The organism is Kribbella capetownensis (assembly GCF_004331485.1).
In the GTDB taxonomy this organism is placed as follows: domain Bacteria; phylum Actinomycetota; class Actinomycetes; order Propionibacteriales; family Kribbellaceae; genus Kribbella; species Kribbella capetownensis.
In genome coordinates this window covers 1,328,126-1,343,114 of the sequence record NZ_SJKD01000001.1, presented here as the reverse complement: position 1 = coordinate 1,343,114, position 14,989 = coordinate 1,328,126, and the positions used below count along the sequence as shown (strand labels likewise).

14 protein-coding genes are annotated in these 14,989 nt (G+C 68.2%); 4 read left to right on the top strand and 10 right to left on the bottom strand.

Going from position 1 to position 14,989, the window contains the following annotated elements; translation table 11 throughout:
• Window positions 1-746 precede the first annotated feature (746 nt).
• The gene (locus E0H75_RS06630) at window positions 747-2,777 is read right to left on the bottom strand and encodes an ArnT family glycosyltransferase (protein ID WP_131512234.1); all 2,031 of its coding nucleotides are present in this window, start codon (window positions 2,775-2,777) and stop codon (window positions 747-749) included.
• Window position 2,778: 1 nt separating this feature from the next.
• Window positions 2,779-4,011, bottom strand: a complete 1,233-nt coding sequence (locus E0H75_RS06625; protein WP_131512232.1) for a bifunctional glycosyltransferase family 2/GtrA family protein — start codon at window positions 4,009-4,011, stop codon at window positions 2,779-2,781.
• A 216-nt stretch (window positions 4,012-4,227) separates the two neighbouring features.
• Here E0H75_RS06625 and E0H75_RS06620 point away from each other — a divergent pair, with 216 nt between their 5' ends.
• Window positions 4,228-5,553, top strand: a complete 1,326-nt coding sequence (locus E0H75_RS06620) for an FAD-dependent oxidoreductase (RefSeq protein ID WP_131512230.1) — start codon at window positions 4,228-4,230, stop codon at window positions 5,551-5,553.
• Here the strand turns inward: E0H75_RS06620 and E0H75_RS06615 are convergent.
• From E0H75_RS06615 to purD, 7 genes are all read right to left on the bottom strand, one after another.
• Window positions 5,536-5,949: a hypothetical protein gene (locus E0H75_RS06615; protein WP_131512229.1), complete on the bottom strand. Its 414-nt coding sequence runs from the start codon at window positions 5,947-5,949 to the stop codon at window positions 5,536-5,538. The genes E0H75_RS06620 and E0H75_RS06615 overlap by 18 nt on opposite strands.
• A 1-nt stretch (window position 5,950) precedes the next feature.
• On the bottom strand, window positions 5,951-6,307 hold the full coding sequence (locus tag E0H75_RS06610) for a hypothetical protein (RefSeq protein ID WP_131512227.1): 357 nt from the start codon (window positions 6,305-6,307) through the stop codon (window positions 5,951-5,953).
• Between the two features lie 3 nt (window positions 6,308-6,310).
• On the bottom strand, window positions 6,311-7,747 hold the full coding sequence (gene purB / locus E0H75_RS06605; protein ID WP_131512225.1) for an adenylosuccinate lyase: 1,437 nt from the start codon (window positions 7,745-7,747) through the stop codon (window positions 6,311-6,313).
• A 27-nt stretch (window positions 7,748-7,774) separates the two neighbouring features.
• Window positions 7,775-8,209: a glutaredoxin domain-containing protein gene (locus tag E0H75_RS06600; RefSeq protein ID WP_131512223.1), complete on the bottom strand. Its 435-nt coding sequence runs from the start codon at window positions 8,207-8,209 to the stop codon at window positions 7,775-7,777.
• 42 nt (window positions 8,210-8,251) lie between these two features.
• Window positions 8,252-9,163, bottom strand: coding sequence for a hypothetical protein (locus E0H75_RS06595; RefSeq protein ID WP_131512221.1), 912 nt, complete (start codon window positions 9,161-9,163; stop codon window positions 8,252-8,254).
• Complete coding sequence (locus E0H75_RS06590; protein ID WP_131512220.1) at window positions 9,160-9,759, bottom strand: RNA polymerase sigma factor; 600 nt, start codon at window positions 9,757-9,759, stop codon at window positions 9,160-9,162. Before E0H75_RS06590 ends, E0H75_RS06595 begins: the two co-directional genes overlap by 4 nt.
• 76 nt (window positions 9,760-9,835) lie before the next feature.
• On the bottom strand, window positions 9,836-11,113 hold the full coding sequence (purD, locus tag E0H75_RS06585; RefSeq protein ID WP_131512219.1) for a phosphoribosylamine--glycine ligase: 1,278 nt from the start codon (window positions 11,111-11,113) through the stop codon (window positions 9,836-9,838).
• A 76-nt stretch (window positions 11,114-11,189) separates the two neighbouring features.
• Between purD and E0H75_RS06580 the strand changes: the two genes are divergently transcribed.
• The 3 genes from E0H75_RS06580 to E0H75_RS06570 are packed head-to-tail and all read left to right on the top strand — an operon-like array spanning window position 11,190 to window position 14,390.
• Window positions 11,190-12,107 (top strand): carbohydrate ABC transporter permease, encoded by a 918-nt coding sequence (locus tag E0H75_RS06580; RefSeq protein ID WP_238162869.1) that lies wholly within the window; start codon window positions 11,190-11,192, stop codon window positions 12,105-12,107.
• On the top strand, window positions 12,104-12,955 hold the full coding sequence (locus tag E0H75_RS06575) for a carbohydrate ABC transporter permease (protein ID WP_131512218.1): 852 nt from the start codon (window positions 12,104-12,106) through the stop codon (window positions 12,953-12,955). The genes E0H75_RS06580 and E0H75_RS06575 overlap by 4 nt, the downstream gene beginning before the upstream one ends.
• A 22-nt stretch (window positions 12,956-12,977) precedes the next feature.
• Window positions 12,978-14,390, top strand: coding sequence for an ABC transporter substrate-binding protein (locus E0H75_RS06570; protein ID WP_131512217.1), 1,413 nt, complete (start codon window positions 12,978-12,980; stop codon window positions 14,388-14,390).
• A gap of 51 nt (window positions 14,391-14,441) precedes the next feature.
• Here E0H75_RS06570 and E0H75_RS06565 read toward each other — a convergent pair whose 3' ends face one another.
• Window positions 14,442-14,972, bottom strand: a complete 531-nt coding sequence (locus E0H75_RS06565; protein WP_202872840.1) for a DoxX family protein — start codon at window positions 14,970-14,972, stop codon at window positions 14,442-14,444.
• Window positions 14,973-14,989 lie beyond the last annotated feature (17 nt).

Here is a 14,989-nt window from a genome sequence, read left to right as displayed (position 1 = left end):
AGGCTAGGTTCCCGTGCCAGTCCCCGTTCCCGTCCCAGGCTGAATGCCGGTGCCAGGCTGAGTTCCCGTCCCCGGCTGAGTGCCGGTGCCAGCCTGAGTTCCCGTCCCCGGCTGAGTGCCGGTGCCAGGCTGAGTTCCCGTCCCCGGCTGAGTTCCCGTCCCAGGCTGAGTGCCTTGGCCCTGCTGTCCCGGGACCGTGCTCTGTCCGTTCTGACCTTGCTGCCCCGGGGCAGTCCCTTGCCCCGTGCCACCTTGCCCGTTCCCCTGCCCCGGGAACTGCCGACCACCGGGCCCAACCTGGTTCTGCTGATTGGCCGTACCGTCCCACGAGTGCCCGACCGCCATCCCACCAAGGAAAGCCAACACCGCAAGCAACGACCCCGCCCCGGCCAACACCACATTGCCCGGCCGCCCCCCACTCTTCCCCTCCCCCACACCCGCCACCTGCGGCGCGGCAGGGTTGGCGGAGCCCGCGCCGTACCCCGTGGACGCGGAGGGATCCGCCGCCGGAGCGCCCGCAGCCTGCGACGCGCCTGTCTGCGGCGCACCGACGCTGCGTCCCGACGGAGAGGCTGGGTTGGCGCCGGCTCGGGCTGCTTGCCACTGGTTCGCGGCGCCAGCATCTCGTGCGGTGGGTGTTGGTGGTGGGGTGGGTGCGTTGGGGGTGGCTTGGGCTGGGTGCGGTTGGTTTTCGGGGGTTGCGTTTGCTGGATGGGTGGGGTTATGGGGCATGGTCGTGCTCCTGTTCAGGTTGTGAGGTCGTAGATGGTGGTGTTGCCGACGCTTTGGGCCTCGTAGTTCTCGGCTACCCAGGTGGCGATCTCGTTGGAGGTGCCGCCGCGGCCGCCGCCGAAGCCGCCTCCACCGCTGCCGACGAAGTAGTGGATCTTGCCTTGGGCAACTAGGTCCTGGAACTCCGCCAGGGACGGCGCCGGGTCGGTCCCGTTGAACCCACCGATCGCCATGATCGGCTCGCCCGACGCGATCTGCAGTGGCGCGGCACCGTTGGCTGTCACCGCCGCAGCCGCCCACGTGTAGCCCTTCGCCCCCTGCTGCAGCATCGTCACCAGCTCACTCGACACTCCACTGGTCCCACCACCGCCAAGGAATCCCCCGGCACCACCGTTCCCACCCGGCATGGTCCCGCCAGTTCCGTTCCCGGTCGCACCGTTTCCGGTGGCGCCGTTGCCTGTTGTGCCGTTGGGGGTTTGGCCGGGGGGTGTGCCCATTTGACGTCCGCCGAAGCCACCACCACGGCCACCGCCCATTCCACCGGAGCCCGAGGGGCCGGCGGACGGGAGGGCGCCGGCGTGTGCCGTGCTGATCGTCTCGACCGAGTACGCCGTAGGTCCGGCCAGCGCGCTCACGGCCAGCAGGACGGCCGCGAACATCCCGGCTCGCCGAGCAGCCGTCTTGTGCAACCCCAACTCCGGCAGCAACAACACCGCGCCAGCTCCGAGTACGCCGGTCAGCAGCACCACCCACCGCAACCACGGATGCCACGACGAGTTCTGGTTCAGCAGCGCAAAGCTCCACCCGGCGGTCAGCAGGATCCCGCCCACCAGCGTTGCCCGAGGCAACCACTCCGACCGTCGCCGCCAGAGCACCATCATCGCCGCACCGATCAGCGCACCGATCGCCGGAGCCAACGCGATCATGTAGTAGCTGTGAATGATCCCCTGCATGTAGCTGAACGTCAGCCCAGTCACCACCAGCCATCCACCCCAGATCAGCGCGAACGCCCGCGTCCGATCCGTCCGCGGAGCCTTGCCCGCAGCAACAACCAGCACGATCGTCGCGAGCAGAGCCGCCGGCAACAGCCAAGCAATCTGCGAACCGAACTCACCACCGAACAATCGCTGCAACCCGGTAGCGCCACCCCAGCCAGGATTGCCGACACCACCACCGACAGAGCCCGACTCGTTCCCACTCAACCGCCCGAGCCCGTTGTAGCCAAGCGTCAACTCGAGAATGCTGTTCGTCGAGGAACCACCGATGTACGGCCGCGCCGACGCCGGCAGCAACTCCACGATCGCGATCCACCACCCCGCACTCACGATCAGTGAGACCAGTGCAAGCACGCTGTGCACAACCCGCTTCCCGAGCGCGGGCTTGCCGGCCACCAAGTACGCAATCCCGAACGCAGGCAGGACCAAGAACGCCTGCAGCATCTTCGTCAGGAAACCAAAGCCAACCAGTGCCCCGGCCAGCATCATCCACCGTGCCGCGTGCGTCTCGGAGTCGATCGCCCGCGTCACCGCCCACGCACCCACGCACAGCAGCAGGATCAGCAGCGCATCCGGGTTGTTGAAGCGGAACATCAGTACGGCGACCGGCGTCATCGCGAGGATCGCACCAGCCAGCAGCCCGGCGTTCGCGGAGAACCACCGCCGCACCGACACATACACGAAGCCGACGCTCGCGACGCCCATCAACGCCTGCGGGACCAGCATGCTCCAGGTGTTGAACCCGAAGATCCGTCCGGACAATCCCATCACCCACAGGGCGGCCGGGGTCTTGTCGACAGTGATGAAGCTGGACGCGTCGAAAGCTCCGAAGAACCAGGCCTTCCAGCTGGTCGACCCGGCCTGTACTGCGGCCGCGTAGTACTCGTTGGCGTAGCCGTTCCTGGACAGTCCCCACAGGTACGCGATTGCGGTCAGCACCAGCAGGCCGCCGTACAGGATCTTGTCCCGGCCGATCGTGTACTGGGTGGCGACCGATCGGGATCCGGCGCGGCGCGGGGGCGCTTCGACGGGATCAGTAATGGTGGCCATGTCAGTTGCTCCGGGTCTGGTCGAGAACCGCCGGGGGTTCGAAGGTGGGCAGGGTGGGTGCGTCGTCGTCGAAGACCCAGGCCTGGAAGAGGCTGAACCGGACCACGGTCGCGGCCAGGTTCGCGATGGTCAGGACGGTGACCTCCACCGCCTGATGGGGCGAAGCCATCGCGGTGTGCAGCAGCCACAGGGAAGAGGCCGTCAGGCTCCAGCCGATGCCGAAGGCAACGAGCCCGCGCAGCTGATGTCGCCAGCGGTTCTCCACGCCGGTGACGCCGAAGGTGATCCGCCGGTTCAGCGCGGTGTTGCCGACGGCCGTGATCAGCAGCGCCAGCAGGTTCGCCACCTGGGCCGGCATGCCTTGCCGCAGTACGAGATAGAGCAGCGCGTACGCCGCTGTGCTCAGCACACCGATCGCGCAGAACCGCAGTACCCGCGCGGCCAGCGCCGTCCGGGGATCGAGGATCCGGGGACGGCCGTAGGTCCAGCGGACCGGATCGAGAGCGATTCGCCCGTGACCGAGACCCCGCGTCAGCCGGGCGATCCCGCGCAGGTCCTCACCGACAGTCTTGGCGATCGCGACCCGCGAGTCGAGGTCGTCGATCCAGTCGACAGGTACTTCGTGGATCCGCAGTCCGGCCTTCTCGGCCAGCACCAGCAACTCGGTGTCGAAGAACCAGTTCGTGTCCTGGATCAGCGGCAACAGCTCGCGGGCGACGTCGGCGCGGATCGCCTTGAACCCGCACTGGGCGTCCGAGAAGTGCACACTCAAGGTTGCCCGCAGCAACAGGTTGTACGAGCGCGAGATGAACTCCCGCTTCGGCCGCCGTACCACTCGGGAGCCGTTCGACAATCGGGTGCCGATGGCAATGTCACTGTGCCCGGCGAACAGTGGTGCGACCAACGGCAGCAGGGCGTTCAGGTTGGTGGACAGGTCGACGTCCATGTAGGCGAGTACGTCGGCGGTGCTCTCGGACCAGACCTGCTTCAGTGCCCGGCCGCGACCGGACTGCTCGAGCCGGACGATCCGGACTCCAGGCAGTTCGGCGGCCAACAGCGCGCCGATCTCATAGGTGGCGTCGGTGCTTCCGCTGTCCGCGATGCAGACCTCGGCCGGGAACGGGAAGGCGGTGTCGAGGAACTCACGCAGTCGCCTGATGTTCGGGCCGAGGTCGTCTCCCTCATTCAGGGCGGGTACGACGATCTCGACCCGAGGATGACCGGATATCTGCATGCAACCGATGCTGTCCGGCGAACCTTGGCCAACCCCTGCGCGCGGCTGGCAGTTCGCTGGGAGTCCGCGACATGCGCCTATCCGCGGACCGCCCGCCTCCGAACTAGGGTTGAGTCTCCATCGCCGCTGCCTGGGGGGCTGCTCATGGTCATGTCCGCCGCTCAACGCTTCGCACGGATCGCCACCGGCGAACGCCCTGCGGACACAAGGATTCTGATGCGGCGCGCCATCGTGCTCGGTGCGAGCATGGCCGGCCTGATGGCGGCGCGGGTGCTCAGCGATCACGCCGACGAGGTGCTGGTGATCGAGCGGGACACGTCCGAGGAGTCCAGCAAGCCCCGGCCCGGCGTACCTCAAGGCAGTCAGGTGCACGCGCTGCTGCCGTCGGGCCATGCGCAGCTCGACCGCTGGTTCCCGGGCTTCACGGCGGAGGCGATCGCGGCCGGGGCGATGAACCCGGAGCCGGAGACGATCCGGAACTACGTGAACGGCGTACTGCGCCCGCTGCCGCCGCGGGATTCGCTCGGCAAGTCGCTGGTGAGCACGCGGCCGTTCCTCGAGTCGCTCGTCCGGCGGCGGACGTTGGCGATCGGCAACATCCGGCTGATCCATGGACGAGCCGACGGGATCGACTTCACCGGCGACCGGGTGAGCGCGGTGCGATACCAGCCAACCGACGGCCCACTGACCACCGAAGGCGCCGACCTGGTGGTCGATGCGACCGGACGATCGAGCCGGCTCAGCGACTGGCTGGGCGCGGCCGGCCGGCCGCAGCCGACGATGCGGCGGATGCCGATCAAGCTCAACTACGCCAGCGCCTTGTTCAAGCAGGACCCGAAGATCTCCGACATCGGGATCTCGATCGCGCAGAACCACCCCGGCAGCGGGCAGCCACCGCGGCAGGGCGGCGTTCTGGCGGTCGAGGGTGACCGCTGGCTGGTGCTGGTGGCCGGGTACGCCGACGACCGGCCGACCCGCGACCTCGAGGACTTCCGGAAGCGTTGCCGGGAGGACTTCCCACCCGCGTTCGGGCAGATCGCCGATCACGGCGAACTCATCGGCGACGTGGTGACCTATCACCAGGCCGACAGCCGGCGCCGCGACTATGACCAACTCGAGCGGATCCCGGCCGGCCTGATCGTCGCGGGCGACGCGGTGGCGTCGTTCAATCCGGTCTACGGCCAGGGCATGACGTCGGCGACGCTCCACGCGTCGTGTCTGTCGGCGTACCTGCGGTCCGGCCCTTCACTCGACGAGCCTGCCCGCGCGTACTTCGACGAGGTCCGCGTCGTCGTCGACGCGGCGTGGCAGGTCTCGACGTTCGCCGATCTCGAGCTCCCGCACGTCGATGGGCCGTACCCGCGCGGCTACCGGCTGGTGAAGTGGATCTCGGGCCTGGTCTTCCAGGCCGCAGCCGGCGATCCCCGCGTGAACGTACAGTTCAACCGGGTGACGACGATGCTCGATCACCCGAGCGCCCTGGCCCGCCCCCAGACGTTGCTGCGAGCCCTCCGCTGGAAGCTCCTAGCGAGTACGCCGTAACCAGAGCAGACCGAGGACCGGCAGCACCACGGGGACGAACCCGTAGCCCTGGCCGAAGTGCGACCACACGGTCGCGTCCGGGAAGTCGTCGGGGGCGGCGTAGCTGAAGGCGCCGATGGCGAGAACGCCGATCAGCTCGACCGCGATCGCAGCGGTTGCGACCCGGCGCGAGACCTTTGTTGCCTTGGCCAACGCGAAGGTCGCGGCGCAGTAGATGATCGCGGCAACGGCCGACAAGACGTAGGCGATCGGCGCCTCGGAGAACTTGGTCGCGATCTGCACCCCCGCCCGGGCCGTCGCGGCCAGCGCGAACACTCCGTAGACCGCGATCAGAATCCGGCCGGGCCCGTGCCTGGTCGCCTCGGGATCGTGCTGGGTCTCGACAGGGTCGGTCATGTCAGGCAGTCCAGATCTCGTACAGGCGCAGCTCGACCACCGGGATCACCAGGCAGGCGACCGCGAGCGCGCCGGCACCCCAGCGGCTGCTCTCCGCCAACGCCCACAGCGCGCCGATCGGCAGGATGATCAGCGAGCCGATCAGATAGCCGATGAAGAACGGGCTGGAGACATCGCGGGACGTACCGGCCAGTTGCACGATGCCGATGACCAACTGCGCCAGCAGGCCGACCTCGATCACGCCGAGGACAGCCAGCAACGTCCAGTTGATCCGCTTGTTCAGCGCGGCCAGCACGATGGCGTACACCATCGCGGCCAGCGAGAGGCCTACCAGCACCCAGGTCAGCGGTTCGAACACGAGCTAGAGGATGTCACCTGGCGTGTAGGTCGCGGCGTCCGGGTAGCGCTTGGCGAGATCGTCGATCTGTGCGACCACAGCGTTGACCTGCGCGACGGCGGCGCCGGTGAAGGACAGCGGCTCGCCGACGATGCCGACGATCTGGTCCTCGGTCAGGCCGAGGCGGCCGTCCTGGCCGAGCCGGCGGAACAGGTCGTTGTCCACCAGTCCCTTGCGCAGGTCGAGCGCGGTGGCGACCGCGTGCTCCTTGATCACCTCGTGCGCGGTCTCGCGGCCGACGCCGTTCTTCACCGCGGCCATCAGCACCTTGGTCGTGGTCAGGAACGGCAGGTACCGCTCCAGCTCCCGGCTGACCACGGCCGGGTAGACCCCGAACTCGTCCAGCACGGTGAGGAACGTCTCGAACAGCCCGTCCAGCGCGAAGAACGCGTCCGGCAGGGCGACCCGCCGTACCACCGAGCAGAAGACGTCGCCCTCGTTCCACTGGTTGCCGGCCAGCTCACCGGCCATCGACGCGTAGCCGCGCAGGATCACCGCCAGACCGTTCACCCGCTCACAGGACCGGGTGTTCATCTTGTGCGGCATCGCCGACGAACCGACCTGGCCCTCCTTGAAGCCCTCGGTGACCAGCTCGTTCCCGGCCATCAGCCGGATCGTGGTCGCCAGGCTGGACGGGCCGGCGGCAAGCTGCACCAGCGCCGACACGACGTCGTAGTCGAGGGACCGCGGGTAGATCTGGCCGACGCTGGTCAGCGTCCGGCTGAAGCCGAGGTGCTGGGCGATGTCGCTCTCCAGCTTGTCCAGCTTCGCCGGGTCGCCGCCGAACAGGTCCAGCATGTCCTGCGATGTACCGACCGGGCCCTTGATGCCGCGCAGCGGGTACCGCTCGATCAACTCCTCGATCCGCGCGATCGCGACCAGCAACTCGTCAGCGGCCGACGCGAACCGCTTGCCGAGCGTGGTCGCCTGCGCGGCGACGTTGTGCGAGCGGCCGGTCAGCACCAGCGCCGCGTGGTCGGCCGCCTTCTGACCCAGCCGTACGGCGGTCGCCACCGCGCGGTCCCGGACGAGCTCGAGACCGGCCCGGATCTGCAGCTGCTCGACGTTCTCGGTCAGGTCCCGGCTCGTCATGCCCTTGTGGATGTGCTCGTGCCCGGCGAGGGCGCTGAACTCCTCGATCCGCGCCTTCACGTCGTGCCGGGTGACGCGCTCGCGGGCCGCGATCGACTCCAGGTCGACCTGCTCCACCACCCGCTCGTAGTCCTCGATCACGCCGTCCGGCACCGCGACCCCGAGCTCCTTCTGGGCCTTCAGCACCGCCAGCCACAGCCGCCGCTCGAGCACGATCTTGTACTCCGGCGACCACAGCTGGGCCATCGACACACTGGCGTAGCGCGACGCGAGAACGTTGGGGATCCGGGGCTTGCTGGGCTTCGACACGCCTCTATTCTCCCTGGTACTCGCGCGCTACTCGGCCACCGGTCCAGTGCGCAGCCGCTCCCGCACCCACTGAGGCCCGGGATTCACCCGGCCCACGCCGTCCACCACCACGGTCGGTACGGTCTCGTTACCGTTCGCCACCGCCCGCACCGCGGCAGCGGCCTCCGGATCCGTCCAGATGTTGACCCAGGACGCTCGCCGCGCCGTACCGATCAGCGCCAGCCGCAGCCGCAGGCAGTACTGGCAGCCTGGTCGCCAGTAGACGGTCGGCTTACCCCGGGTGACCGCCTCCGCGGCACTCACCGACCGGGGAAACACCAGCGGCGAGAGCAGCAGCGCGAGTAGGACGAACACCGCCAACTGCACGACAGCGAGCCCACGCGAGCCGTCTGCCGCCGACCACGCGGCCAGCGCCACTCCGATCAGCAGGTACAACCCGGGGAATCTCCAGCTACGCAGCACTTCACTATCGTCGCAGCCCTGGCCGGCGGGACGGACGGGAGGTCAGCCCAGCCAGTTCCAGGTCTGCGCCCTGATACAGGTCTCCGGGTCGGGCATCCCCGGCGCGGGGTACTTGGTGGACATGTTCGGCGCGGCGAGGCTCTCGATCTTGAACCCGGGCGGCATCGGCCGCAGGAACTTCTCACCGGTGGCGTCGACAGCACACCGGTCGTCGCGGGCCCGGCGTTCGCCCCTGGTCTTCGGGCTGGTGTAGATCAGCGCGCCGCTCGCGTCGTACGCGCGGACCATGTACTCCATCGGCGTGCTGTCGGTGCCCCTCCCGGCGAAGGGCACGTTCGGCACGGACGCGAAGAAGAACCCGTTCTGGAGGTCCGCCTCGTACGCATGTCCGCCGAGCGGAGTGATGGTGATGCGAGCCACACCCTCGACGTACGACCCGCCCCCGGCCCCGTTCATCTCGACCGGGTCCATCATCGGGTCACCCTGTTTGTGGTGTCCTCCGGTCGACCGCTTGCCGTTCGCGTCGTACCCGCAGAACTTCCAGTCACCGATCGCGTACATGACCACGAACTGGGTCGCGACCGCGTCCGCCGGCGGGTTCGTGGCGCGGAACGCCGCGATCTGCCGTGCCGGCGGGCTGTAGGTCATGTTGTCTCCACACTCCTTGGTCAGGACGGTCTGCTTGGGCCGGTCGATCGGCTCGAAGGCCGTGCGTACACCCAACGCCGCGGGCGTGGGGTTTCCGGCCGGGCCGGCCGACTTGAGGTCGCGCAGTGCGGGTACGGCGATCGCGGCGCCGGCGATCAGGGCGATCGCAGCCGCGGCTGCCAGTGGAACGAGCAGGCGGCGCGGGCGTGCGTCGGCGGACTCGTGCCCGACGATGGCCATCAACTCGGCGCGCTGGCGTTCCCGCGTCGCCGGGCGCAGATCCCCTTCGGGCGGCAGTGTGTTCATCGGTCGCTCTCCACGGCAGCAGGAAGATTGAGTTCGCGCAGGCGCTTGCGGGCGCGGGACAGGCGGGACTTCACGGTCCCGATCGGTACGTCGAGCGCGACGGCGGCCGCGGCCTGGTCCAGACCGGCCCAGACACAGAGTTCGACGATCTCGCGCTCGTGCCGGCGCAGGTGTTTCAGCGACTCGCGGGCCGCGCGGATCCGCTGGTCGTCGTCGAGGCGACCGGCCACGTCATCGGCGTGGTCGCCGATCTCGGTGGGCAGTTGTTCCGCCGCGGCCAGAGCCCGGCGGTAGCGGAGCTTGGAGCGCCAGTCGTTCCGCACCGTGTAGTCGGCGGTCCGGAGCAGCCAGGGCAGCGCTGAGTCACGGTCGAGCACCACTTCGTGCCGTCGCCGCCAGGCCTGCAGGAAGACCGCCGAGGTGAGGTCCTCGGCATCGCTCCAGGACGCCGTGCGCCGGTGCAGGAAGTTGTAGACCGCCCGGGCATGCCGGTCGTACAGCCGCGCGAATGCCTCCGCGTCACCGTCCGCGGTCCGATCCCACAGCCGCCGCTCCGATCCCGCGGGCACCACCACTCCGTCCCACACCGCCTGCATGCCGCTCCCTCCACCTCACGACCCTTGCACTGTGTATGTGTCGGGCCGAGCGAGGAGGTTCCCGCGGAATGCCGGGTCAGACGGTGACCTCGCCGCGGGCGGCCTTCAAAGCGATGTCGGTGCGGTGCTGGGAGCCCTTGATCCGGATCTGGCCGACGGCGGCGTACGCACGCCGGCGGGCCTCGTCCAGGTCCTCACCGGCCGCGCTGACCGCCAGCACGCGACCGCCCGAGGTGACCAGGTCGTCACCGTCGAGCGCCGTACCCGCGTGGAAGACGTGGACGCCGTCGGCCTCGGCCTGATCGACGCCGCTGATCACGTCGCCGCTGCGCGGGCTGGCCGGGTACTTCTTCGCGGCGACCACGACCGCCACGGCGGAACCGTTCTGCCAGCTCAGAGGTTCCTGATCGGCTAGCTTCCCGGTCGCGGCGGCGTACAGGACTCCGCCCAGCGGGGTCTTCAGCAACGGCAGCAGTGCCTGCGTCTCCGGGTCGCCGAAGCGGCAGTTGAACTCGATCACCCGGACCCCGCGAGAGGTCAGCGCGAGACCGGCGTACAGCAGGCCGGTGAACGGCGTACCGCGATGGCGCAGTTCGTCGATCGTTGGCTGGAGGACCGTCTCGGTGATCTCCTCGACCAGCCGATCCGGTGCCCAGGGCAACGGTGTGTACGCGCCCATGCCGCCGGTGTTCGGGCCTTCGTCGTTGTCGCCGAGGCGCTTGAAGTCCTGCGCCGGCTGCAGCGGCAGCACCGTCGTACCGTCGCTGATCGCGAACAGCGACACCTCCGGGCCGTCGAGGTACTCCTCGATCAGCACCTGCTCGCAGCCCGCCGCGTGCGCGAGTGCCTCGTCGCGGTCGGACGTCACCACGACCCCCTTGCCCGCGGCCAGCCCGTCGTCCTTCACGACGTACGGCGGCCCGAACGCGTCGATCGCGGTCGCGGCCTGCTCGGGCGTCGTACAGACGTAGGCCCGGCCGGTCGGCACGCTCGCCGTGGCCATCACGTCCTTGGCAAACGCCTTCGACCCCTCGATCTGGGCGGCGTCCTTGGACGGCCCGAAGACCGCGATGCCGGCGTCGCGAAGCGGATCGGCCAGCCCGGCGACCAGTGGCGCCTCCGGCCCGACCACGACCAGGTCGGCGCTCATGTCCTTCGCCAGCGCGACGACCGCATCGTGGTCGGAGATGTCCACCGAACGGCAAACAATCGTTTGCCCGTCGTACGCCGGACGCAACACGGCGATGCCAGGGTTACCCGGGGCCGCGACGACCTCGTCGACCTCAGGATCCTGGGCCAGCGCCCAGACCAGTGCATGTTCGCGGCCACCCGAGCCGACCACCAAGACCTTCACGGGCCCTCAGCCTAGCGTGCCCGGGCCCGGACGGCCCCCGGGCGGTGTAAGACTGCGCCTGACTGGAGGTAAGCGATTGACTACAAGTACGGCGTCGGCCGCAACAAGCCGCCGCCCGACCCCTGCGTCCCTGCTGTCCTGGCTGATGCTGGTGCCCTGCCTGGTGGTGTTCGCGCTCTTCATCGTCTGGCCGCTCGGCAAGTCGGTTTCGCTGTCGCTGCACGGCTCCGACCTGTTCGGTCGGCCGGATGCGTTCGTCGGACTGCAGCACTACCGCGACATGCTCGGCTCCGCCGAGTTCCGGCACATCCTCTGGGTGACGTTCGCGTTCGTGCTGCTCACCGTGATCCCCGGCGTCCTCGGCGGCCTGGTGATCGTGCTGCTGCTCGAGCAGCACATCAAGGGGATCAGGATCTTCCGGACCGCGTTCGCACTGCCGTTCGCGTTCTCGGTCGCCAGCGCGTCCGTCATCTTCGCCACCATCTACAACCCGGCGATCGGACTCGCGAACGGCCTGCTCGGCCGCTTCGGCGTGGACCGGATCGGCTGGCTCACGGATCCGTCCTGGGCGCTGATCAGCGTCTCGATCACCACGGTCTGGATGAGCATCGGTTACAACGTGCTGGTCCTGTCCGCGGGTATCGGCGCGATCCCTGCCGAGATCAACGAGGCGGCGACGCTGGACGGCGCCGGCGGCTGGCGGGCGTCGCGGCACATCACCATCCCGCTGCTCGGCCCGCAACTGTTCTTCCTGATCGTGATCTCGACGATCCAGTCGCTGCAGGGGTTCGGCCAGATCAAGATCCTCACGCCGGAAGGTGGGCCGGAGCAGTCGACCAAAACGCTCGTCTACTCGATCTACCACACCGCCTTCGCCAACAACGCGAGTGACTTCGGCGCCGCGTCCGCGCAGGCGATCGTGCTGCTGGTGATCCTGCTCGTCTGCACCGCGGTCCAGTTCGGCGTACTGGAGAGGCGGGTGCACTACAAGTGAGGCGACTCACCGCCGGACGGCTGATCACGTACGTCGTCCTGATCCTCGCGGCCCTCGCGGTCATCTTCCCGGTGTACTACGTGATCGCGGGCTCGATCATGTCGCCCGGGCAGATCTCGTCGTACCCGCCGGACCTGTTCCCGCACGGCATCTTCACCGGCAACTACAAGGGCGCGTCGTCGTCCGGGACCCCGATCGGGCAGCAGTACCTGAACTCGATCCTGCAGACCTCGATCATCACCGTCTCGCAGCTGATCACCAGCGTGCTGGCGGCGTACGCCTTCGCCTTCATGAAGATGTGGGGACGCTCGGTGCTGTTCGGGTTGTTCCTGGCCACGCTGATGGTGCCGTGGGAATCGATCGTGCTGCCGAACTACCTGACCATCACCGGCTGGGAGCTCGGTGGCCAACGGCTCACCGCGACGTACGCGGGGACCATGATCGCGCTGGTGCTGCCGTTCCTGGCGAACGCGTTCGGGGTGTTCCTGCTACGGCAGTCGTTCCTGCAGTTCCCGACCGAACTGCGGGACGCGGCAACCATCGACGGCTGCGGGCACTGGCGATTCCTGCGCCGGATCCTGCTGCCGCTGAACAAGCCGGCCCTCACCGCGGTCGGGCTGTACGTGTTCCTGTCCGCGTGGAACCAGTTCTTCTGGCCGCTGCTGATCGGCGACTCGGCCTCCCGCCGCACCTTGCAGATCGGCATCAGCCAACTCAACGACGTCGAGGCCGCCGACCCGGGCCTGATCCTGGCCGGCGTCACCCTGTCCATCGTTCCGACCCTGGCCATCGTGATCTTCGGCCAGCGATTCATCGTCCGCGGACTGACCGCGGGCGCCATCCGATGATCCTTCGAGAGAGGTGACTGTGATGCGATCAGTCCGACAACGACGTACGGCGATCGGCGCTTCGCTGCTGGCCGTGCTCGCCCTGGTGGCGGCCGGCTGCGGCAGCAGCAACAACGACTCCGGCGACTCCGGCAGCGGGGGCCAGGACGTGCCCGGCGCGGACGCGCTGGACAAGGCGTCCGGCGTCACCAAGATCACCTTCTGGCACGGCATGAAGGGCGCCAACGGCGAGGCCGTCGACAAGATGGTGAAGGCGTTCAACGCCGCCCACACCGGTAAGATCGAGGTCACCGCGGTCTACCAGGGTGACTACGACGAGACGATCACGAAGTACAAGACGTCGGTGCAGCAGGGCAACACGCCTTCGGTCGTACAGATCTACGACATCGGCTCGCGGTTCATGATCGACTCCAAGCAGACCGTGCCGGTGCAGAGCTTCGCCGACAAGGACGGCTACGCGCTGGACTCGATCGAGCCGAACATCGCCAACTACTACTCGATCGACGGCAAGCTGAACTCGATGCCGTTCAACACGTCGATGCCGCTGCTGTACATCAACAAAGAGGCCTTCGTGAAGGCCGGCCTCGACCCGAACAAGCCGCCGACGAACCTCGACGAGATCATGGCGGACGCGAAGAAGCTGACGGTCAAGCAGGGCGGCAAGACGGTCCAGTACGGCTTCAACGCCGCCATCTACGGCTGGTTCATCGAGCAGTTGATCGCGCAGTCCGGGTCGACGTACTGCGACAACGACAACGGCCGCAAGGACCTGGCCACCAAGGTGAACTTCGCCGACGAGCAGGGCGTGAAGGTCGCCACCTGGTACCAGCAGATGGTCAAGCAGGGCCTGATGCCGAACACCGGCAAGAAGACCGACGACGCGCAGGCCGTGTTCAAGTCCGGTACGTCGGCGATGCACCTGGAGTCGACCGGCTCGCTGCGTGGCTACCTTGACGCGGCGAAGGGCAAGTTCACCGTGCTCACCGCGCCGTTCCCGCACCTGACCGCCTCGGACAGCGGCGGCCCGATCATCGGTGGCGCATCGCTGTGGATCGACGGCCCGGGACACTCCGACGCTGAGAAGCGCGCCTCCTGGGAGTTCGTGAAGTTCGCCTCCTCGCCGGAGCAGCAGGCCGCGTGGCACACCGGCACCGGCTACTTCCCGATCAACTCCAAGGCCCTGGACCTCCCCGAGGACAAGGCCTGGGTGGCGCAGTACCCGCAGTTCACCACCGCGATCACCCAACTCCACAACACCAAGCCGACCAACGCCTCCTCCGGCTGCATCCTCGGCGTCATGCCCCAAGCCCGCAAGGCCTCCGAAGACGGCCTCGAAAAGGCAGTCCTGGGCACCGACCCGACCCAGGCCATGAAGGCCGCCGCCGACTCCATCAAGCCCCAAATCGACCAATACAACAAAACCGTCAAGAAGTAACCCCATGACCGGGCCGCCCGGGATCGTCCCGGGCGGCGCAGTCCCCAGGGTCTACCGATGTGATTGCGCGGTGGTCGTCCGCATGCGGGCGATCGGTGGAACGGCAGTCAGGACCGCCACCCCGACGGCAGCACATCCAAGTACTGCGGCCTTCGCTTCGGCCATCCCGACCCACGGTAGTTCCAGCAGTTCGTCGGCGGACCATGAACCGGCACCGGTGAAGGCGAGCCCACCCGCGAGCGCGGCCAGGACCAGCGGATACTCACCACCCCCGGAGATGATCCAGACCGAGCCGCCCTTCGCTGTCAGGGAAACCCCCGCGACGAGCATCGTGCCCATCCCGGCCGCCGCTCCGAGGGGAGTGGCGAGGCCGAGCACGAGCAGCGCGGCCGCGGACAACTCGCACAGGGACGCGAGCACGGCCATCGGCTTTCCCGGAATCTGCCCCAAGGCCTCGAGGCCCTCGGCTGCCTTGTCCAGGCCCGGTCCGCCGAACCAGCCGGCCAGCTTCTGGGTACCGTGCACGAAGAGCACGAACCCGATGAGCACACGGAGAACAAGCAGCCCGATGTCGATCGACATGATGGTTTCTCTTTCTG